Annotated in this window: 20 protein-coding genes; 16 read left to right on the forward strand and 4 right to left on the reverse strand. The window is 40.8% G+C overall.

The genetic code is table 11. The annotated features are described in order from the left end of the window. Positions 1-45: 45 nt before the first annotated feature. On the reverse strand, positions 46-390 hold the full coding sequence (locus BLT94_RS02290; protein ID WP_092230001.1) for a cytochrome c3 family protein: 345 nt from the start codon (positions 388-390) through the stop codon (positions 46-48). Between the two features lie 203 nt (positions 391-593). On the opposite strand from BLT94_RS02290, the gene BLT94_RS22260 reads away from it, so the two are divergent. Beyond that, positions 594-1307, forward strand: coding sequence for a cytochrome c3 family protein (locus BLT94_RS22260; protein WP_245742910.1), 714 nt, complete (start codon positions 594-596; stop codon positions 1305-1307). Between the two features lie 168 nt (positions 1308-1475). Here the strand turns inward: BLT94_RS22260 and BLT94_RS02300 are convergent, their stop codons facing one another. Continuing rightward, positions 1476-1853: a NifB/NifX family molybdenum-iron cluster-binding protein gene (locus BLT94_RS02300; protein WP_092230004.1), complete on the reverse strand. Its 378-nt coding sequence runs from the start codon at positions 1851-1853 to the stop codon at positions 1476-1478. A gap of 205 nt (positions 1854-2058) precedes the next feature. Then, entirely contained in the window at positions 2059-3402 is a 1344-nt protein-coding gene (locus BLT94_RS02305) for a sigma-54 interaction domain-containing protein (RefSeq protein ID WP_092230006.1), read from the reverse strand. A 475-nt stretch (positions 3403-3877) separates the two neighbouring features. Between BLT94_RS02305 and cfa the strand changes: the two genes are divergently transcribed. Together cfa and BLT94_RS02315 are read left to right on the forward strand one after the other, a co-directional pair. After that, positions 3878-4999 carry a cyclopropane fatty acyl phospholipid synthase gene (gene cfa, locus BLT94_RS02310; protein ID WP_092230008.1) on the forward strand — a complete coding sequence of 374 codons (1122 nt, stop codon included), beginning with the start codon at positions 3878-3880 and terminating at the stop codon, positions 4997-4999. Between the two features lie 65 nt (positions 5000-5064). Then, positions 5065-6036 (forward strand): NAD(P)/FAD-dependent oxidoreductase, encoded by a 972-nt coding sequence (locus BLT94_RS02315; RefSeq protein ID WP_092230010.1) that lies wholly within the window; start codon positions 5065-5067, stop codon positions 6034-6036. Positions 6037-6100: 64 nt separating this feature from the next. Here the strand turns inward: BLT94_RS02315 and BLT94_RS22485 are convergent, their stop codons facing one another. Next, positions 6101-6235: a hypothetical protein gene (locus BLT94_RS22485; RefSeq protein WP_281243335.1), complete on the reverse strand. Its 135-nt coding sequence runs from the start codon at positions 6233-6235 to the stop codon at positions 6101-6103. 413 nt (positions 6236-6648) lie between these two features. On the opposite strand from BLT94_RS22485, the gene hisA reads away from it, so the two are divergent. From hisA to BLT94_RS02385, 13 genes are all read left to right on the forward strand, one after another. Next, positions 6649-7413 (forward strand): phosphoribosylformimino-5-aminoimidazole carboxamide ribotide isomerase, encoded by a 765-nt coding sequence (gene hisA, locus BLT94_RS02325; RefSeq protein WP_014958199.1) that lies wholly within the window; start codon positions 6649-6651, stop codon positions 7411-7413. Between the two features lie 108 nt (positions 7414-7521). Beyond that, positions 7522-9021 carry a hypothetical protein gene (locus BLT94_RS02330; protein ID WP_014958198.1) on the forward strand — a complete coding sequence of 500 codons (1500 nt, stop codon included), beginning with the start codon at positions 7522-7524 and terminating at the stop codon, positions 9019-9021. Positions 9022-9357: 336 nt separating this feature from the next. Continuing rightward, a complete protein-coding gene (locus BLT94_RS02335) occupies positions 9358-10266 on the forward strand; it encodes a malate dehydrogenase (RefSeq protein ID WP_014958197.1) in 909 nt (302 codons plus the stop codon). Beyond that, positions 10266-11225 carry a malate dehydrogenase gene (mdh, locus tag BLT94_RS02340; RefSeq protein ID WP_092230014.1) on the forward strand — a complete coding sequence of 320 codons (960 nt, stop codon included), beginning with the start codon at positions 10266-10268 and terminating at the stop codon, positions 11223-11225. The genes BLT94_RS02335 and mdh overlap by 1 nt, the downstream gene beginning before the upstream one ends. A 134-nt stretch (positions 11226-11359) precedes the next feature. Further along, the gene (locus BLT94_RS02345) at positions 11360-13177 is read left to right on the forward strand and encodes a thiamine pyrophosphate-dependent enzyme (protein WP_092230098.1); all 1818 of its coding nucleotides are present in this window, start codon (positions 11360-11362) and stop codon (positions 13175-13177) included. 1 nt (position 13178) lies between these two features. Continuing rightward, on the forward strand, positions 13179-13721 hold the full coding sequence (locus tag BLT94_RS02350) for a 2-oxoacid:acceptor oxidoreductase family protein (RefSeq protein ID WP_092230016.1): 543 nt from the start codon (positions 13179-13181) through the stop codon (positions 13719-13721). 29 nt (positions 13722-13750) lie between these two features. Then, positions 13751-15040 carry a phenylacetate--CoA ligase family protein gene (locus tag BLT94_RS02355; RefSeq protein ID WP_092230018.1) on the forward strand — a complete coding sequence of 430 codons (1290 nt, stop codon included), beginning with the start codon at positions 13751-13753 and terminating at the stop codon, positions 15038-15040. 146 nt (positions 15041-15186) lie between these two features. Further along, positions 15187-16197, forward strand: a complete 1011-nt coding sequence (locus tag BLT94_RS02360) for a TRAP transporter substrate-binding protein (protein WP_092230100.1) — start codon at positions 15187-15189, stop codon at positions 16195-16197. A 175-nt stretch (positions 16198-16372) separates the two neighbouring features. Then, the gene (locus BLT94_RS02365) at positions 16373-16783 is read left to right on the forward strand and encodes a TRAP transporter small permease (protein ID WP_245742912.1); all 411 of its coding nucleotides are present in this window, start codon (positions 16373-16375) and stop codon (positions 16781-16783) included. After that, positions 16780-18084: a TRAP transporter large permease gene (locus tag BLT94_RS02370; protein ID WP_092230023.1), complete on the forward strand. Its 1305-nt coding sequence runs from the start codon at positions 16780-16782 to the stop codon at positions 18082-18084. Before BLT94_RS02365 ends, BLT94_RS02370 begins: the two co-directional genes overlap by 4 nt. Before the next feature lie 89 nt (positions 18085-18173). Then, positions 18174-19991: a sigma-54 interaction domain-containing protein gene (locus tag BLT94_RS02375; protein ID WP_092230025.1), complete on the forward strand. Its 1818-nt coding sequence runs from the start codon at positions 18174-18176 to the stop codon at positions 19989-19991. A 220-nt stretch (positions 19992-20211) separates the two neighbouring features. Then, positions 20212-20589 (forward strand): response regulator, encoded by a 378-nt coding sequence (locus tag BLT94_RS02380; RefSeq protein ID WP_092230029.1) that lies wholly within the window; start codon positions 20212-20214, stop codon positions 20587-20589. A 15-nt stretch (positions 20590-20604) separates the two neighbouring features. Then, on the forward strand, positions 20605-22515 hold the full coding sequence (locus BLT94_RS02385; protein ID WP_092230032.1) for a methyl-accepting chemotaxis protein: 1911 nt from the start codon (positions 20605-20607) through the stop codon (positions 22513-22515). Positions 22516-22566 lie beyond the last annotated feature (51 nt).

A 22566-nucleotide genomic window follows, 5' to 3' on the forward strand; every position in this document is an offset into this window, starting at 1 on the left:
ACAATTTAACAAGTACAAAAAGGTTAAAAAGTACAAAAAGAAAGCCTACTTGGTATGACAACCGGAACATTGTAATGGCCCATAATGTTTTCCGGCTTTTTTCATTTCCCTGTGGCATTTGATACAGACGGTATTCATTACCTGCTTTGCTTTGATTGTTCCGCTGTCTTTTGATTCATCCAGGGAGCCTGATTTTTGTGGAAAAAAAGAATGGCAGATCAAACAATCATTGATAATAGTCTGGTGCATATGATGTTCAAAATTAATGTTTCCCTTTTTACCACCGTTCAATAGAATGGTTTTTTTACCGGTATTTTGTGCAAACACACAGAAAATACTGCTAAAGAAAATAACACTGACAAGAATAACGATTTTTTTTAATGTTTTCATAGGCAATCCTATCCGCATTAGAATTAATGTACTGTTAAAATAATGATATCAAAAAATTAAGCCATTTCGTATGGATAGCATTTGATTATCAATTGCAGGCCTTGGTGTAAAGAAAAATTTGTTTGATTTTTAATTGATTTCAAGTTAAAGGCATTTGCTGAGGATAAAAAACTTTTTAAAATATTTTAAATAGGAGGGAAGACGTGAACAGTGAATCAAAAGGGCTAAATATTATTTTCTTGATTATTTTAATCTCCATTCTTTTTTTGAGTTATTACTCAATTCCTTTGCATGATACTGAAAAACATAACAAAATATCAAAAAAAGCTCAGACAAAAGTTTATATTGATGAAAAAGACAAAACAAAGGTAGTAGAAGATCAGTTGATTGTGAAAAAATCTTTGGCCAGTCATTCTGAACCTGTCAATGTCCCGTCTGAAGAAAAAACTGTTCAATCCCTGGAAATCAAAATCAAAGAGCAAGCAATTCAGGAAAAAACAGATTCTGAAACAATTAAGCCTGAAATCGTTGAATCTGGTACTGAGTCTAATATTGATATCATTTCAATGAATAATCCTTTGTATGAGAAGCACACTAAAGGGATTGTGCAATTTACTCATAAGCAGCATGTGGAAAAATATTTAATTGCCTGTGGCAGTTGTCATCATGATGAAACCGGAAATCCGTTGGTTTTAAAAGCGACTGATATTCCCCAAGGATGTATTGATTGTCACCCTGGTACAAAAAAAATAAAGGGTGAAAAACTTGCTAAAAAAGAAAAAATAGCCAGGTATCATTTTGAAGCCCTTCATGCCAATTGTATTGGTTGCCACAGGGATTACAACAAGGAAAAAGGTGATCCAAAGGGCAAGGTACCTGCACCTGTGTCCTGTACAAAATGTCATCCCAAGCAATAGGCATCAAGAATATGGGGTAAGCGCCTGTCACAGTTCTTTTTACCGGAGGTTTATCCGGGAATACTTTATATAAAAGAACTTTTAACCTGCTGAAATTAAATATCTTTAATTATTTGTCGTGGCAGAGTGATCTGCCATGGCCTTTATACGAAGAGTCCGACCGTACCCTTAAATCTGAATTTTTTTTGATTTGTAGCGCCAGCAGTATTGTTTGCTGCATCCCGGCATCATAAATGTTTTTTCAATGGTTTGTTTTTGGGCAATATTATCGAGAAGTTTTAATGCATTTCCTGTCACAAAAGAGATGAGTTTAATATCGCTTTCAACAATCAAATCTGCAGGTTTTGTTGAAATAGCGCCGCATATAAGAACTGACACTTCCATTTTTTTTAGTGTTTTTATAAGATCAGATGGTGTTTCAGGGTTAAAAGACGCATATTTTTTTTTTATGATCATCCGGTCTTTAATCTCTGCTACCAGCAGTGTTCCGGCAGCATCAAAAACAGGTGATATACGGTTTCCCCAGATTGTTATGGCTAATTTCAATGATATCCTCCATTTGTTCTGAAAGCTTTAAGGAACTGCAAAGCATGTGCCTGGATGAAAAAAAACGTGGCATTTGGCTATATAATCATAAAAAACAAAAGCTTAAGCCAAAAAACAAACCAAATGGTTTAGCCTGTATAATAAAAAGGGTTGCATAAATAAGACGATTTGAATTGCAGGCGTTGCAATTGCAAAAGAAAAAGTCTTATAATCTCATTCCCAGTTTCTTGATTCTTCTGAAAAGTGTGCTTTTATGGATACCCAGGTCTTTAGCTGCGGCACTACGGTTATAATTATTGCGTGCCAGGGCATCGGTGATAAGTTTTATCTGTGCTGATTTGACAGGATTGTTGTCTTTTTCGCTGGTGATACTGGATGGCAATGACAGAAAACCTGGTAGATGATTGAGCTTTATATGCCCCTCTGAGCAAAGCACAAATGCATGTTCTATAATATTTTCAAGTTCCCGGATATTGCCTGGAAAATCATGGGACATAAAGGCCTTAAGAACTTTTTTATCAGCTCCCTGGATAAATTTCCCCTGGTGAATGTTCATTTTTTTGATAAAGCAATCCACAAGAAGCGGAATATCTTCCATTCTATGCCTTAGAGGTGGTAAGGAAAGCCGGATAACATTAATCCGATAATACAGATCCTGCCTGAATTGATTTTGAGCGACAAGAGCGGATAGGTCTTTGTTGGTTGCCGCCATAATGCGGATATCTGTTCTCTCCTGGCCCAAAGCACCAAGGGGGGTGAATTCATGTTCCTGGAGAACCCGAAGGAGACTGACTTGAAAAGCTGGACTTGTATCCCCGATTTCATCTAAAAAGATGGTGCCGCCATCGGCAAGGGCAAATTGGCCGGGTTTGTCCTTCATGGCATTGGTAAAGGCCCCTTTTTTGTATCCGAACAGCTCGGATTCCAGAAGCGTGTCCGGAAGAGCACCGCAGTTAATGGCAATAAACGGTTTGTCTTTTCTGTGGCTCATGTTATGAATGGCCCTTGCAAGCAGCTCCTTGCCCGTACCTGTCTCTCCTTCAATCAGAACTGAAGAATCGCTGTCAGATACCTGGGGCAGGATGTTAAAGATATTTTTCATGGCATCGCTGTTGCTGACAATATCTTCCATTTTAAATTTTGTTGAAAGCTCTTTTCTAAGCTGATCAACAAGGGAATTGTCCCTGAAGGTTTCAACTCCTCCGATCACTTCTCCTTTTTTATCAATCAAAAGAGATGTGGATACGGTAATGGAAATTTTTTTCTTTTCATTGTTAATAATATATCCGGACGAATTGATAAAAGGCTTGCCGTCCTCCATGGTTTTTTTAAGGGCGCAGTCTTTTTCACACATGTTGGAGCGAAATACTTCCCAGCAATGCCGGCCAATGGCATCCTTGCGCGAAATGCCGGTTATTTCTTCTGCTGCCCGGTTAAACGATGTGATTTCCCAGTTGTAATTTATTGTAAAAACACCATCTGATATGCTTTCAAGAATCACCTTAGTGGTATCTTCCGTAAGCGGTCCAAATATTTTTTTGTTTGTCATCTATAATCTGCCCAAGTTTTTTAGTTTCATTGGTCGGTATTTTAACCAAGTGGTTGCAATATTGCAATACATTTTAACCTTTTTGTTTTTATATGCAATAGAAATATTGTTTTATTTTTTATGGAGATATCCGCTTATTTTACAAGCAGTTGACTTTTGTTTTTATGAGAGTGTGAAAGAAAATAATTAAAAACAGTGGTGGGTTTATGTTGGAAAAATTTCGATGTTTGCAAATTTGCAACCATTGAAATCATTGCTGTCCATTATCTGCTGATCTCTAAAACAGCTTTTTTGTTTTTTGGGGCCGTTTGGTTAGGTTTTGTTTTTTTTTTATGCTTTTATTGACCCAAAGTTAGTTATTGATTATATACATATGCTATAATTCAGAGTCATTAAAGAATTAAACAAGTAAGATCAATTAAATCTTTGCTTATATTATTTTTAGAATCCATATTTGGGAAAAAAGGTGGAAGACATGAATAATGATAAGGTAAAATATACTTTTCATGGTCTGATGGATATGGCGGGAATTAAGGTTAACGGGCCACGTCCCTATGATATCCAGGTTAAAAATGATAATTTGTACCAAAGGGTATTGAGCAAAGCCGCACTGGGGCTTGGCGAGTCCTACATGGATCAATGGTGGGAATGCAAAGCCCTTGACAGGTTTATTGATAAAATTCTTCGTGCAGATCTTGTAAACAAGATTCGTCAGGACTGGAACACCACATGGGAAATTTTAAAAGCCAGAATTATTAACCTGCAGAAACCTGATCGTGCATTCATGGTAGGTCAAAAACATTATGATGTCGGCAATGACCTTTACCAAGCCATGCTCGACAAAAGAATGCAGTATACCTGCGGCTATTGGGAGGCGGCAGACACCCTTGAATCGGCCCAGAAAGCCAAACTGGAACTGGTATGCAGGAAAATCGGCCTGAAGCCGGGAATGAAGGTGTTGGAACTTGGATGCGGGTTTGGCGGTTTTGCACGGTATGCCGCTCAAAAATATGATGCCCATGTCACTGGATTTACAGTGTCCAGGGAACAGGCTGCGTTTTCAAAAAAACAGTGCAGGGGCCTGCCCGTTGATATCCGGCTCGATGACTACAGGAACGCATCAGGGTTGTATGACAGGGTTGTTTCCATAGGGATGATGGAACATGTCGGGTACAAGAACTACAGGGCCTATATGGAACTGACAAATCGTCTGCTCAAGGATGAAGGAATTGCTTTTGTTCATACCATTGGCAGCAATGTCAGCCGTAAAATTTGCAATCCCTGGACGGTCAAGTATATTTTTCCCAATTCCTCCCTGCCATCCATAGCTTTTCTGGGGAAAGCAATGGAAGGGCTTTTTGTGGTGGAAGATTGGCATAATTTTGGTGAGGATTACGATAAAACCCTGATGGCCTGGCATGAGAATTTTAAAAAAGCCTGGCCAGGTCTGAAAGAAAAATACGATGAACGGTTTTACAGGATGTGGACATATTATCTTTTAAGCTGTGCCGGCGGATTCCGTTCACGAAGCATGCAATTATGGCAGATTGTAATGACCAAACCCGGCAGGACCCGTCCGGACTGCCGGATAAATTGAGATTTTCATCTATGATAGACTCAACTGATATTTTTAACAGAATATGTTTAACAGAATAGATTCAAATGATAGATTCTAAAATAATTATTGTCGGCGGAGGCCCTGCAGGTTCTGCATGTGCATGGAAACTCAAGCAGGCAGAAGAACAAATCCTTATCCTGGACCGGAAGCCTTTTCCGCGTTCCAAATTGTGCGCCGGATGGATAAACCCAAAGGCATTGAATGCCATTGATTTTAAAAAACAGGAATATCCTTTTTTGCTTCATCCGGTTGACAGGATTCATTTTTACCTGTTCGGGGTTCATATTCCGGTTCAAACACGTCAGTATGCCATACGCAGAGTTGAATTTGATGACTGGATGGTGAAGCGGGCCAATGTTCCTGTGCATACGCATACAGTTAAAAAAATCATTAAAAAGAACGGTTTTTATATTATTGATAACCAATACAGGTGCCAATATCTTGTTGGGGCCGGAGGCACCCATTGTCCAGTGTTCAGAGTTTTTTTCAGCAAAGATGAAAAAAGACCCATGAAGTCTATGATTGCAGCAGTTGAACAAGAGTATGTTTGCGATTACCAGGACAGCCGATGCCACATTTGGTTTTTTGACAAAAAACTTCCGGGATATTCCTGGTATCTTCCCAAGGGCAATGGTTGGTTAAATATCGGTATCGGCGGAAAATTTTTGAAAATGAAAAAACAGGGCACAACCATTATGGACCATTGGCGATATTTTACCCAAAAACTTTTAAGGCTCTCATTGATCAACAAAATTCCGGAAACGCCCAAAGGTCATACCTACTATCTGCGCCACCGTATGAACCAATGTCAAAAGGACAATGTGTTTGTGATCGGGGATGCAGCCGGTTTGTCCACACTTGATATGGGAGAGGGTATCCATGCGGCAATTGCCGGTGGAATTCTGGCTGCAAAAGCCATTGTCGAGAAAAAAGAGTTCCGGGTTGAATCTTTGGGAAAATTCAGTCTGCCTGGTATGATTTTTCAAAACAAGAGGTCTCTCAACGATTTTTTTTGATGTCGTGACTTCCTGCTGAAAACAGTCTTGAACTTTTCACAAACATACTTAAATGCTTCTGTGGTTATTGTATCCACGGCGGTACAGGGTTTTTGATTTTGGTCATCTCACCAAGATTCGCCCCTTTTACGCCAGGGAGGCCGCGAACCTTTTTTCCGGCAACCCTTGCCATACTGAAGAACTGTATCAATTTCGTCAAAAAGATATCCCCGTTTTTTTTTGTAAACAATCACATCCTGAAAGCAATTTATTTGCAACCCGGTACTTTGCAAATGCATATCATTGATATTGGAAGTTATCCGGATATTTATTGCTCCGGGCACTGATTGATCCGGATATGCTGTTTTGTTGTTCCGGGTAAGAAAAAAACTAATGAAAAAAATTAATTTTGTTGCCTGTATAACAATATAGATCTTGCAAAAAACAATATATTTGATATGAATAGCCTTTTATTGGCTGTTTTGATTTTAAATTCAGTTGTTGGATTGGAACCTCGGTACATGACCACCCAAATGGTACAAATAAAAAAATGTCGTTTTTATATAAATGACTATTAATGGATATTAAGATTTAACCGACACTCAAAGTTCTGTTGTTTAAGGAAAATAAATAATGAAATTCAGGCCTTGTATTGATCTGCGGGAAGGAAAGGTTGTTCAAATTGTCGGAGGGACCCTGAAAGAATCGGAAAAGGTGTCTCCTGTTACCAATTTTCAAACAGGAAGAGCCTCTTCAGAATTCGCACAAATGTACCGGAAAGACAACCTGAAAGGTGGACATGTCATATCTCTTGGTCCTGGGAATACGGATGCGGCGCTATCTGCTCTAAAAGCCTATCCCGGAGGATTACAGATCGGCGGCGGAATTACCCCTTCTAATGCAGAAAGATATCTTGATGCCGGAGCAAGTCATGTGATTGTTACATCTTATGTGTTTTCCAATGGAAAAATAGACCTTGCAAAACTTCAAACCCTTGTCGATTGCGTTGGTAAAGAAAATCTTGTACTTGACATGAGTTGCAGAAAAAAAAATGGAGAGTTTTGGATAGTTACAGACAGATGGCAAAAATATACGGATGTTGTGGTGAACCCGGAAACCATAATTCATCTGGCATCATATTGTGATGAATTTTTGGTTCACGGGGTTGATGTGGAGGGCATGATGCAGGGAATCCAGACAGATCTGGTTGAATTGCTGGGAACCTGTTCTCCCATTCCAGTAACCTATGCGGGTGGCGCAAACCGTTTTTCAGATCTTGACAAAGTTAAGCATTTGGGACGAAACAGGGTTGATCTGACCATTGGTAGCGCTCTTGATATATTTGGGGGCGATATTTCTTATAAGGATGTTGTGAAATGGCACAAGGAAAATTGTTGAATTCATCCTTTGGATGTTCTTTTTCGTAAACAGCCTCTTTTGAATTAATTTGCATATAGTTCACTAAATAAAAAAAATTGATTTTACTCGGATATTAAAGATTTAATCATGAATAATAAAAAAGAAAATACCCTGACATTACCTGACATAAAGCTTAAGAAAATTGAAAAAGAAAAACTTAAAATTATTCTTAAAACAACCATAACCTGGTATCTTGAGTTTTTAAAAAACAAACAGATCAAAGTGCCTATGGTGGAAAAGACAATTTATGGGATTTGTGATCTTGATTCAACTCATATTCCAATCTCAAAGTTTAATTTTCCTTGTTATGATCGTATTGAAGCAAAAAAAATAATTGCACCCGAAAACGGACGGGAGATAAATGAGTTTTATGACTATATGTGGGAAAAAGGTGCTTTTAAAATAACTTTGACAGACTCAAACCAGGATAAAAACACCTGGAAATCTTTGGTTTTTGAAAAGTATATTAAAAATCCTGTAATACGAAGTTTAAGTGATGAAGCCTATGATGAAGCGGCTAAAGATGCGAACATAACTCTTTGGTATTTGCCGGTTTCCAAAAAAATAAATTTAATAAATAAGATCGTTGAGCAAATTGTAAGTCAAAAGACTATTTATATAGCCAGATGCCCATTGTTATATGTGAATCATTCCGGAAAATTTAAAGGTTATAAATTATCTAATAATATTTATTTAAAACTGTATTCAGCAAAGCAGCTGCTTATTTATATCTCAAAGCATCGTGATAAATTCGATTATGTTGACCTGCAACGCTATGGTTTTAATGAAAAAGTTGCTCTCATAGAATTTACGGGTTCCATTTTACCTAAATTACTTGAAACTTCATATGAGATCGGCAACAAAAAGGTTCGTGCAACCACTCTTATTGAAAATGAAATATGTGATACTTTAGATCTTTGCAAATGGGCCTTGATGTCAGGGCAAAAGCCTATTACCGGTTTTAGAGAAGACATGATTGTTTATGACGACACCATCGGCAATCGATTGTCAGCCGGCTTTTATGGGGTTTTTCGAAGGCAGACCCGAACCTGTGGGGGTATGGTTTACAATTTTGAAGAGATAGATTTAAATTCAGTTAAACTATTAATGAAAAAAGCCCGGAAAGCAATTAAACAACTGCCTGATTTAAAACAGGCATTTTGGTATTGGGGCAGAAGTTATGTGTCGCAGACAGATCGGGATGCCGTTCTGGATGCTTTTATGGGGCTGGAAAGTCTGCTGGGGTCTTCTGCACAAGGTGGTGGAGTTATATTTAAATTCTGCTTGTATGGTACTGTTTTATTGGCTGAAGATGATAATGAAGTAAGTCAAATCAAAAAGGATTTGAAGACAATTTATGACGAAAGAGGTGACGTTACTCTGGGTAATAAGGAAAAAAGCGCCCAAAAAATATTTTTAGGGTTTACCTATTTGTCAAAAGCGATCTTCAGGATTATTGAATTACATGATCAGGGAATTATTAAAAAAGGATCTAAAATATCCGATCAAATTGAATCTTTTTTGTATGAAAACGGCTATACATGTCTTCAGGCAAAAAAAGTTTTAAGCCCAACCATAATCGCATAATTTCAATGGGCAGACATGTTATTTCAAAGGCCTGCACCTGATTTGTGATATGATGAGCGTGCATTGATTTTAAGGTTTGTACTCCCGCCAAATAAATTTATCCGGCTATTTGATGTGCGGCAATCAAATAGCCGGACCCGATATAATTTCTTGACTTTTCCTGTTTGTTTCGAATAAAATTTTTATTATCAGCAGCATTATGGAATTTGATTGTCGTATGTTACAATTCAGTGCAAAGCTAAGATTCCATTCAATTAATCAGATTCAGACAAGTCATTCATCAATGTGGAGTTTTAAAATGTGGGCCTTTAAGGTAAATCAGCAAAGGAGGATACCATGATCGGAATTATCGGCAGCGGTAATGTGGGTGCAAACACTGCCTTTTTTTTGGCTGAAAAAGGGGTGGACGATGTGATGCTTTATGATATCCGGAAGGGAACGGCAAAGGGAAAAGCGCTTGACATGATGGAAGCGGCCCCCATCCGGGGGTATCGTACCCAAATATCAGGTACTGACAGGCCCGAAGACGTACTTGGTTGTGATATCATCATCATCACTGCCGGGGCTGTGCGAAAACCGGGAATGACAAGGGATGCACTTTTTTGGGAAAACAAAAAGATTATCGATGTTTATGCATCAAAAATTACAGGCTCTGACACCAAGGTCATTATCGTGACCGAACCCGTGGATTTTCTGACAACGGTTTTTGCCCGGATCTCCGGTCTTCCGGCAAATCAGATCATGGGTATTGGCGGTGTGTTGGATGCCACAAGGCTTCGTTTTCTCATCGCCGAAGAACTCAAGGTTTCCACGGAAAATGTATCTGCCCAGGTGATTGGCAGGCACATGGATGATATGATTATATTAAAGGATTACTGCAGTGTATCGGGCATCTCCCTGGATAATTTTTTATCATCAGACCGGATGGAGGAGATATTTGAAAAAACCAGGCAGGCCGGAAACCTGATCGTTGACCTGGCCAGGCTGGCCGGAGCATACTACGGACCTTCCGCCGTGGTTGCTGAAGTTGCTGAAGCCATCTGTCATGATACCGGGCGGTTGCTGTCGGTTTCCCATGTCCTGTCCGGGGTGTTTGAAATTTCGGATGTAGCCTTATCCCTTCCCTGTGTGATCAATAAAACAGGCATTTCAAGAGTGATTCAACCTCGGCTCAAAGATTCACAGATAAAGACGTTGAAAAAATCTGCGGACCTGATTGCCAAGACCATAAAGGAGGCAGACTAATGCATAAGGTATCTATAATCGGAGCAGGCCATGTGGGCGCAACTGCCGTTTACTATATTGCAGAAAAAAATCTGGCTGATATTGTCATGGTTGATGTGGTTGAAGGCCTTCCCCAGGCAAAGGCCCTGGATTATCTTCATGCCGCACCCATGAGAAAATACAGTGTTCATATCTCGGGGACCAATGATTACAAGGATATTATTGATTCTGATGTGGTGGTGATAACTGCCGGCATTCCCAGAAAACCCGGGATGGACCGCATGGATTTGATGAAAATCAATGTGGGGATTGCAAAGAAAGCATCCCTGGCCATTGCCGAATACGCTCCCAACGCCATTGTTATTGTGGTTTCAAATCCCCTGGATATTATTGCCATGGTAACGCTTCAGGAGTCAGGGTTTGCTCTTAAAAAAGTCATTGGCATGGCAGGTGTGCTGGATTCCACACGATTCAGGTATTTTATTGCACAAGAACTCAATGTCTGGCCCGGGGATGTCATGGCCATGGTATTGGGGGGGCATGGTGACAGCATGGTGCCGCTGTCACGGTATACAAGGGTCAATGGTATCCCCGTAAGTGAGCTTATGGATCAGGCCACCATTGATCAATTGATTGACCGAACCCGTACCGGGGGCGGTGAAATTGTTTCTCTTCTGAAAAAAGGCAGTGCATTTTATGCGCCCGGCGCATCGGTTGCCAAAATGGTTGAGGCCATTGTAAAGGACGAGAAAAGGGTGCTTCCGGTGTCTGCATACCTGAGGGGCGAATACGGTTATTATGATGTTTTCCTGGGGGTGCCGGTGCTGCTGGGTAGAAACGGCATTGAAAAAATTATTCAACTGGACCTGACGCCGGATGAAAAACAGGCTTTGGACCAGTCTGCCCTGGGGGTGAAAAAAGGAGTTGAGACGTTGAGAAGCTTTTACCGGCCGGGGCTTGGATCGGATTCATCAAAATAGGGTGTTATCCACTGAATTAAAGATGATCAAAAAGTAAAAAAATCAAAAAAGCTTTGATTTTTATTTCATTCTCTGCAATGTTACTGTCCGCAGAAACGCAAATGAAATTTGATTATTTAAATTTGGTGGAGATTATGACCAGACAAAAACTGATGTTGGGTAACGATGCTCTTGCATACGGCCTGCTCAAAAATGGGTGCGAGATTGCAACTGCCTATCCGGGAACGCCTTCTTCCGAGATTCTTGCATCGTTCGTATCCTTTAAAAAAGAATATAATATTCCTGTCCATGCCCAGTGGGCAGTGAATGAAAAAATAGCATTTGAAACAGCCTATGCCGCCTGCCAGGCAGGCGTAAGAAGCGCTGTAGCCATGAAACAGGTGGGATTGAATGTTGCGGCGGACCCGCTGATGAGTGCCGTATATTCAGGCGTTAAAGGCGGATTTATTGTTATCAGCGCTGATGATCCCGGACCCCATTCCTCTCAAACAGAACAGGACAGCAGGCTCATGGCGGTCATGGCAAAACTGCCGGTTCTGGACCCTGCTTCTCCCATGCAGGCCGAGAACATGGTGGGCCTGGCCTATGAATTGTCTGAAGCCTTTGAAATTCCCGTGATGATTCGTCCGACCACAAGAGTTTGTCACACCCGTCAAAACATGGAAATGGATGACATCGTTTATGAAAGAAAAGAAGCTGAATTTGAAAAAAATCCGGCAAGATGGGCTGCCACGCCAAAATTCCGGTTAACCCTTCACAAAGAGCTTGAAGAAAAACTTTCAAAAATAGCGGCCTGGAATCCCACTCAACCGACGCTTATGAGCGGCACTGCAAAAAAATCAGGCAAAGCCATTGTTGTTTCAGGCGTTGCTGCTGCCAGTGCAAAGGATATTGTAAAAGACCTGGATCTTGAAATTCCGGTGTATCAGGTTCTTCAGCCGTTTCCTCTTCATACGAAATTTATGGAGGAACTTGAATCTTATGAAGATATCCTTGTTATAGAGGAAACCGCCGGTGTGATTGAGATGCAGCTTGCCGACAAAAAAAAGGTTAAAGGAAAAAATTCAGGGTTTGTATCCCGGGCCGGGGAACTTTTCCCCGAGACCATTGAAAAATTGATCTCATCTTTTTGCAATCTTGATTATCAGGAAATCACACCGCCTGCAATTGCCGGAAGGCGTCCGACCCTGTGTGCAGGTTGTCCCCACAGGGCCAGTTTTTTTGCCATTAAAAAAGCAGCGCCCAGGGGCATTTACACCAGTGATATCGGCTGCTACACCCTGGGAATAAATCTTGGGGCAGTGGATACGGTGCTGTGCATGGGGGCAAGTATCAGCCAGGCCTCCGGGTTCACCCTGGCCTATGAGAACAATAAGAAAAAACCCCAGGTGATTGCCACCATTGGCGATTCAACTTTTTTTCATTCCGGGATTCCGGCCCTTATTGAAACGGTTGTGCGAAAAACACCCTATGTGCTTGTGATTTTAGACAATCGGACAACCGCCATGACAGGTCATCAGCCAACCCCTGCATCGGGGTTTGATGCTTCCGGAGACGCCTGTGACTCGGTGAGCATTGAAAAAATCGTTCAAGGCTGCGGCGTGAATTTTTGTAAACAGGCAAATCCGTATAAGCTTCCCGAACTGATTGATCTGCTCAAGCAAGCGTGTGACTATTGTAAGGACAATGGTCCTGCCGTTGTCATATCCAGATATCCGTGTCTGCTCAATATGGACAAAAAAATCCTCAAAGAAGATTTTCAAAAGGTGGTTGTGGATGAGTCTTCCTGTGATGGTTGCGGCTATTGCGTCAACCATTTTGAATGCCCGGCCCTTTCATTGAACCAGGAGGAAACCTGTGTGTCACTGGATGATACACTGTGCAGCGGTTGCGGGGTGTGCAGCTTTGTCTGCCCTAAAGGGTCTCTTATTATAAATCATCAGGAGGGGTAATATGTCTGTGGAACAACAAATCATCATAAGTGGTCTGGGCGGCCAGGGCGTGCTGTTTGTCACAAAGCTGCTTGCCGAGACAGCCATGGCAGAAAATTACAAGGTGCTGACATCGGAAACACATGGTATGGCTCAGCGAGGCGGGATTGTTATTTCCTATCTTAAGATCGGAGATTTTTCAGGCCCGCTGATCCGGCCTGGAAAGGCTGACGCACTTATTGCCTTAAAAGAAGAGACCTTTCATCACCATGGGTATCTGGTAAAGGATAATGGATTCAGCGTTGTGAACAGTCCTTCCAGGATCGAGTCAAACAGATTTTTTGTATATTCCCGGGATGCTGAAACTCTTGCCATCAAAGCAGGCAATCCCCAATCAGTCAATGTTGTCATGCTGGGCTATTTTACGGCTGTTCTTGAAAAAAAATGTGATTTGATATCTCTGGCCGGCATTTGTAAAACCATTGAACATAAATTGGGTGGTAAAAAACAGGTTCTTGAAAGCGTTTTAGGTTTGCTTGAGTCAGGCTATAAATTATTTGACTAACTATTTGAATGATCGGGAGTTTTTGCACGATGAGTTTTATTCCGTCTGATATGAATGAGGAAAAAATAAACAAGACGCAATGCCAGGGGCTTAAGTGGACCCTGAATCATGTATATGAAAATTCACTGTTTTACAGGAAAAAATTACAGGATTCAGGGTTTGAGCCCGGGGATATCACCTCCCTGGATGACCTTGAAAACCTGCCTTTTACAGATAAACAAGATTTTCTGGAAGATTACCCGTTTCCTTTAAGATCCGCTCCCATGGAAGACATCGTGAGAATTCACGGATCATCCGGCACAACCGGAAAAAGAAAGATCCTGTGTTATACGGCACGGGACATTGATAATTGGGCCAACCTTTTTGCCAGGTGTTATGAACTGGCCGGGTTGACAAAGCAAGACCGTGTACAGATTGGTGTGGGGTATGGTTTGTGGACTGCCGGGGCAGGGTTTCAGAACGGATGTGAACGCCTGGGTGCCATGGCTGTTCCCCTGGGGCCTGCCAATGTTGAAATGCATATCGATATGCTGCTGGATCTTCAAACCACGGTGTTTTGTTCCACGGCATCCATGGCGTTGCTTTTGGCAGAGGAAATAGAAAAAAGAAATCTTGCTTCAAAAATTAATTTGAAAACCATTATTCTCGGTGCAGAACGACACAGCCTGTCCATGAGAAACCGGATTCAGCAGATCACGGGTGCAAAGCATATCCATGATATTTACGGTATGACTGAATTATACGGCCCCGGCACGGGACTGGATTGCGCGTCGCATAACGGCATTCATTTCTGGGCGGATTATTTTATTTTTGAAATCATTGACCCTGTCACGTTAAAACCGCTGCCTGTGGGCGAAGAAGGCGAACTTGTGGTCACCACCCTGAAAAAAGAGGGCAGTCCCCTGATTCGATACCGAACTCATGATGTGACACGCCTGATACCTGAAAAATGCGACTGCGGCAATTGTTTTCCCAAACATGACAGGATTTCAGGCCGGACCGATGATATGTTTATTTTTCGGGCCGTGAATATTTATCCAAGTCAGATTGATGATATTCTCAATAAAATTGAGGATGCCGGCAGTGAATATCAGATTCATTTGGCCCAGAACGAGGATGGAAGGGATTATATGACCATCCGGGTGGAAAAAAATGCAGATGGCGTAAAAGGTGACGATAGTGATAGTGGATTTGCCGACATGATTTCCCGTGAAATCAGAAAAAAACTGCTTGTGAGAAGCCATGTGGAACTAGTTGATTATGGCAGTCTTCCTCGAACACATGGAAAAAGCGTCAGGGTGTTTGATAAAAGAGTGTAAAACCGCCACAAGAAAACCTTAAAGCCGCAGTCTTCAAAAATCCAAACAGCGAAGCGACTTTCAATCTTTGTTGTTGGCAAACCAAGTTTAAAGACCAAGCCTGCCCGTGGCAGTTATATAAAAATGAAAATTAAATGGGGATAAAAATGAAAATAAATAAAGTGCTGAGTGTCTTTGTGATGTCTTTACTTCTTGTTATGGGGTTTTCCCCGGTTGTCTTTGCCAAAACCACGAGCTTGAACTATGCTAATTTTCCGCCGGCACCCACTTTTCCATGCATACAGATGGAAAGATGGAAAACCCAGGTGGAAGAACGAACTCATGGTGCGGTTGCCATTAATACCTTTCCCGGAGGAACCCTGCTGGGGGCCAAAGATATGATGGACGGTGTGATTAACGGCCAGGCTGACATCGGCTGTATCTGCATGGCGTATCAGCCCGGACGGTTTACCACCACCAATGCCACAAGCCTTCCTCTTGGCATTCCCGATGCAAAGACCGGAAGCCTTGTGCTGCTTGATCTGTACAATAAATACCAGCCCCGGGCGTTTGAAAAGGTAAAGGTTTTGACCATGTTTGTATCTGCACCGGCCAATATAATGTCTAAATATCCTGTAAAAACCCTTTCAGACCTTAAAGGCCTTGATTTAAGGGCTTCGGGAGGCGCGGCCCAGATTCTCAAATCCTGGGGTGCCAACCAGATTGGAATGCCCATGTCGGCAACACCGGAAGCACTTCAAAAAGGGGTTGTCAACGGTCTTTTTTCTTCTCTTGAGGTGATGAAAGATTTAAAATTTGCGGAAATCTGTAGAAATGTAACCATGACCAATACAGTTATTTATCCTTTTGCCGTTATCATGAACAAAAATAAATGGAATGCACTTCCTGAAGATGTGAAAAAAATCATGGACGGCCTTGTCCGGGAGCAGTCAGCCTGGACGGGAGAATACATGGATAACCATGTGGAAGAATCCATTAACTGGTCTAAACAAACATATGATATCAATGTGATTAATTTAAGCGATGCTGAAAAAACAGAATGGGACAACAAGCTTGCCCCTATTATTGAAAACTGGATTGATGATGCAAACAAAAAAAATCTACCGGGGGATCAAATCGTAACCGATATAAAAAATCTGATAAAAACACACAGATAAAAACACACAGATAAAAACAGACAGATAAAAACAGACAGATAAAAACAGACAGATAAAAACAGACAGATAAAAAAATATAACGGCTGATCCATAAATAAAGATGAAATTTTTAGAAAAAATAAACACTGTTCTTAATAAATGTGCCTTGGCAATAGCTGGGGGAATTCTTGTTTTCATGATTCTTCTCACTTTTGCCAATATCGTACTCAGGCAGGTATGGGTTCCTGTCCGTGGAACCTATGAAATCATGGGCTTTGCCGGGGCGGTGCTGACCGCTTTTGCCATGGGCATCACTCAGAAAAAAAAAGAACATATTCGTGTGGATATCCTGTTTAATAAATTTCCAGGTAAGATAAAAAAGATACTTTCCGCCATAAACGCCGGCATCTGTTGTGCCTTTTTTTTCGTTTCAGGATTGTATGTTGCCAAAAAAGCATACACCCTGTATGAAGCCGGCGAGGTATCTGAAACTTTGAGAATTGCTTATTATCCTTTCACCTATGCTGTGGCGGCAGGGTGTTTTCTCCTGGCAGCCGTTCTTTTAAGTGATATGTTGCTTGCTTTTTCAAAGGATGTGAATAAATGAGTCTTACGGTAATAGGAATCACCGGCATCTTGATTTTAATGCTGCTTCTTTTTGTTTTCAGCATGCCGGTGAGTTTTGCCATGGCCATTGTGGGGTTCTGCGGATTTTCCTATATTATTAATTTTAATGCCGGCGTGAATATGGTGAGTTCTGAACTCTGGTCTGTTTATTCAAAATACGGCCTGACGGTGATCCCTTTGTTCATATTTATGGGGCAGATTGCCTTTTATTCCGGGGTAAATGAAAAACTTTACAAGGCTGCTTATAAATGGGTGGGGCATATAAGGGGCGGCATTGCCATGGCAACCGTTCTTGCCTGTTCAGCATTTGCGGCCATATGCGGGTCAAACACGGCAACTGCGGCAACCATGACAACCGTGGCGTTCCCCCAGATGACCAAGTATAGCTACAAACCCCTTTTAAGCACCGGGGCCATTGCCTGCGGCTCTACTCTGGGCGTTGTTATTCCCCCCAGTGTCGTTCTGATCATCATCGGGCTTTCAACGGAACAATCCATTGCAAAATTGTTTTATGGCGGTATTGGGGCGGGTATTTTGCTGTCCATACTCTTAATGTTTACCGTTTATGTCCTGTGTCGGCTAAACCCTTCCTGGGGGCCGGTGGGGCCGCAATTTTCTTTTAAGGAAAAATTATCTTCCCTTTCCGGTGCAGTTGAAATGCTGATTTTATTTTTTCTTATTATGACAGGCCTGTATATCGGGTATTTTACACCCAGCGAAGCCGGTGGTGCCGGGGCATTCTTTTGCCTGGTGATAAGCGTTGTCAGAAGATCCCTTTCCTGGAAAAATTTTATATCCGCTGTTAAGGATACTCTTCGTGTCTCCAGTATGGTTATTTTGCTCATTGCAGGGGCCATGATACTTGGAAAATTTCTTGCCCTGACCCGTATCCCATTTAATATTGCATCATGGGTCGCATCTCTGCCGGTTTCCGGTACAGTTGTGCTGGCGGTTATTTTTTTGATTTATGCTGTTGGCGGAGCTATTATGGATGCGCTGGCCCTGCTGTTGATAACCATTCCCATTTTTTTTCCGGTGGCACAAGAACTCGGGTGTGATCCCTTGTGGTTTGCGGTTATTATTACAGTGGTAACAACCCTGGGTGCAGTAACTCCTCCTGTCGGGGCAACCACCTATGTCGTTGCCGGTATGGCCAAGGGAACGGAGCTTAAAGAGGTGTTTAAGGGGGTTTCTTTTTTTCTTCCGGCGTATATTTTATGTATTATCCTGTTGATGATTTTTCCGGCGATCATTACATTTTTGCCCACACTTTTACAATAAAAAGAACTCTTAAAAAAAGTTTGAAATCAGAGTGTTTTTTTTCGCTTATCTTGTCTTGACAAAAAAGGCTTTTGGGAAATAATAAAACAATGGAAAAAAAAGTCTCTGTCTATCAACAGACAAATAAAATATTACGCGAAAAATTAAAAGAAAGAGTTAAAGAGCTTCATTGCGTGTATTCCATAGCAAATGTAGCTGAAACTGAAAATCTTACAATTGACGATCTGATGCAATCTGTGGTTGACATTGTTCCGTCAAGCTTTAGATATCCTGATATCGCTTGTGCAACAGCTTGTGTTAATGGAATAAACTATAAATCCAGGTTTTTTAAAGCAACAAAATTAAAATTGGTTTCACAAATACATACAGGGGGAAAAAAAATAGGATTTCTGGAAGTTTATTATACACGTGAAATATCCCCGCTTGATAAAGACCCTTTCCAGAAAGAAGAAAAAGATCTCGTTGACAATGTCTGCAAAAGAGTGGGTAAAATTATTGAACGGATACAAACAAATAAAAAATTAAAGGAAATAGAGGCTCGATATCAAATACTGACCAACCGGTTTGCTGATGGAATAGTTATCATTCAGGACGGGGAGTATAAGTTTGCAAACAATGCTTTTTCCTCAATGGCAGGCTATGATTCGCCGGAACATGTTGTTGGTAAAAGATATAACAGGTTTGTTTCCCGTGATTTTATAAGCAAGTACGATAAATCCACAATAATAACTTCTGATAGTGATGATGTCCAAAATACAATTGAATACCAATTTGTTTCAAAGACCAAAAGAATAATATGGGTGGAGGAGAAGCGTAATGTCATAAGCTGGAACTCTTCTTGTGCATTATTGTGTACACTCCGGGACATGACGGAAAAAAAGAAAAAAGAGGTGTCGTCTATAGAGGAAACCAAACAGCTTCGTCAGGAAAATATTCTGCTCAGATCTTCTTTGAAAGAGAGATACCGTTTCAGAAATATTATCGGCAGAAGCAAAACAATGCAGAATGTATATGATCAGATTTTAAGCGCTGCCAATTCTGATGCAAATGTTTCTGTCTTTGGTGAATCCGGAACAGGCAAGGAGCTGGTTGCCAAGGCCATTCATGATTTAAGCCATAGAGAGGATAATGCTTTTGTAACCATTAATTGCGGGGCTATTCCTGAACCCTTGTTGGAAAGTGAATTTTTTGGATACAAAAAAGGCTCCTTTACCGGTGCTGTGATTGATAAGCATGGTTTTTTAGATCTGGCAGATAACGGAACCCTGCTTTTAGATGAAATTGGTGAACTTTCACTCAATATGCAGGCCAAGTTGCTCAGGGCAATAGATGGAGGAGGGTATAATCCAATTGGAAGCAATGAAAAACGCATGGCTGATTTTCGCATTATTGCCGCGACCAACAAGGATTTGAAAAAAGAAGTGCTTAAGGGCAATATGCGGGAGGATTTTTATTATAGAATTCAGGTCATTCCAATAAAATTACCGCCGTTAAGGGAACGTAAGGAAGACATCCCTTTTCTTGTGGAACATTTTACGCAGATGTTTTCAAAAGCAAGTCAATATGACGGAGTTCCTGATTATGTAATAAGTGAATTTTATAATTATGACTGGCCCGGAAATGTCCGGGAACTTCAAAATGTGCTGCTCAGGTTTTTTTCAACCGGTGTGTTTGAATTTTTAGACGTTAAGAATGATATGCCTACAAACAGTGATAACTCTTGTGATCTGATCAGCAGTGAGCATCAAGATTTAATCAAATTTGTCGAAGCATGTGAGAAAGAACACATATTAAAAATATTGAAAAAGAACAACTGGCACCGGATCAATACGGCAGCTCAATTGGGCATCACCCGCAGTACCCTCTTTAGAAAAATCAACAAATATGGGTTAATGCAGACACATTAGTTGCATTGTTGACACATTTGTTGTTGTTTGTTAATAATTTCAGAATATTAAGATATCTTTCCTCATGTCCTATGTGTCAGGCCTGATACATGAAATTTTTTCTGATTTCAATCGTATGTACTCAAAAAATAATATTATTGTTTTGTTTTCAAGTGGTTATTCGATTTTATATCCTGTTGGCATTGGTTTTGCTGTGTTTTAAAACATAAAGGAGGATTTTATGATAATTTTAATTGTTGAGGATGACCCTCAGGTTACAAACTATATTACAAAAAGATTATCCGGTTGGGGATACAGAACAAATTCAGCAGCAACCGGCAAAGATGCTCTTGAACTGTTTTCAAAAAAAAATTTTGATCTTATCCTTTTGGATATAATTCTTCCCGATTACATGGCCTTTGATTTGATCCCGAAATTTAAACGCATGAATCCTGATATAGGTATTGTTACCATGACCGGGCAAAGCAGCCGCGAATTGGAACAAAAAGTCAGGGAACAAGGTATTTTATACTACATGGTAAAGCCGATTGAAGCAGCAAATCTGAAATTATTACTGGACCATATTAAAAATGATATTAAGCAGCAAATCAGTATATAAAATAGGAGTGTCATAATGAAAAATTTGAGTTTAGGGATAAAAATAGCGTTTGGATTTGCCATTGTGCTTATGTTCCTTTGCATAGTTGCCTTTATCGGTTTTAAAAGTCTCTCCGGAGTTGTTGACAGGGTGGAAAAAGCAGATGATATGAATAGTATCGTTAAAACGATTTTGGAAGCCCGGCGGCATGAAAAAAATTATATTATTCGTGGTGGAGAAACTTATATAAACAAAGTTGAAGGAAATGTTGAAAAGCTTGTTGAGCAGGCTATGGAAACAAAAGGCAAGTTTAATCGTCAAATCAACAAAGATCAAATGGACCAGGTGATTGAAAAGGTCAATATGTATTCAGCTGCATTTGAAAAATATGAAAAATCAGATCGGCAAAAGGCTATGGCTATGGAAGAAATGAGGTCCATGGCAAGGGAGGCTTTGGCACAGACTGAGGCCATCCGGGCGGATCAAAAACAGCAGCTTGCGGCAGCAAGAAAAAATGGTGAAGGTGATGACGTCATTGATGACAGGCTTGAGAAGGCAGATGATGCCAGCCGAATGATCAACTTGTTTATGGATAGCCGTAAAAACGAGAAAGAGTTCATCATATCTGCAGGAGAAAGCAAATGGAAGGATAGTGTTGATAAAAACCTGGTAAAGATATTTGAATTGTCAAATGATTTGAAGTCACGGTTTGAAAACAATAAAAATATAGAACAGATCAATGCTGTTATTGCTGCAATACAGGCATATGATAAAGCCTTTAAGACTTTTGCACAAATAATGAAAGAACAAAAAAATATAGATGCTGAAATGGTTGTAGCCGCAAGGGCTGCCAATAAATTGTGTATGGAGGCAAGAGCTGATCAAAAAATAAAAATGGAAAATCAGATTTCAATTGCCAATAAAATTATAGTTCTCGGTGCCACTATTGCGGCTTTACTGAGTGCATTATTTGCATTTTTGATTACCAGAAGCATTACCGGTCCGGTTAATTTCATTATTAAAGGGTTGAGCGAGGGCGCAGGTCAGGTGGCCTCTGCTGCCGGCCAAGTGTCTTCTGCCAGTCAGTCTCTTGCAGGAGGCTCGTCTCAGCAGGCGGCATCCATTGAAGAAACATCCGCTTCAATGGAAGAGATGTCTTCTATAACAAAACAGAATGCTGAAAATTCAATCCATGCAGATACCCTGATGAAAGACTCAAATAAAGTCGTAAAAACAGCCAATGAATCCATGGATCAGCTCACCCGTTCCATGGAAGATATTTCCAGAGCCAGCGAAGAAACTTCTAAAATCATAAAAACCATAGATGAAATTGCGTTTCAGACAAATCTGCTTGCCTTGAACGCTGCTGTGGAAGCAGCCAGGGCAGGTGAGGCAGGTGCCGGGTTTGCTGTTGTGGCCGATGAAGTCAGAAACCTTGCCATGAGGTCTGCCAAAGCCGCAAAAAATACAGCTGAACTTATTGAAGGAACTGTCAAAAAAGTGAGTGAAGGTTCAAAGCTTGTGTCAAGCACCAATGAGGCCTTTGCCAGAGTGGCGGAAAGCTCGGTCAAGGTCGGAGATCTTATTGCGGAAATCTCAGGCGCATCAGATGAACAGGCCAATGGTATAGAGCAGGTTAATATTGCCATAAGTGAAATGGACAAGGTGGTCCAGCAAAATGCGGCAAATGCCGAAGAGTCGGCTTCTGCATCCGAAGAAATGAATGCCCAGGCAGAACAGCTCAAGGATTATGTTGAAGATCTTGTCAAGCTTGTTACCGGTAAAACAAAAGGAATATCAGGAAGGGGATTTCAAAATAATCATAACATATCTTTTGCCCCTGAAAAGGAATTTGCAGTTAAAAAGCGTGCCATGCTTTCTTTGAAAAATGAAGTTAAACCTGAACAGCTTATCCCTTTTGAAGAGGATGAATTTAAAGATTTTTAGACGCGACGCATTGTTGATAAATCAGCATTTTTCTTGATGGGGATTAATAAC

It is taken from the genome of Desulfobacula phenolica, assembly GCF_900105645.1.
GTDB lineage: Bacteria > Desulfobacterota > Desulfobacteria > Desulfobacterales > Desulfobacteraceae > Desulfobacula > Desulfobacula toluolica.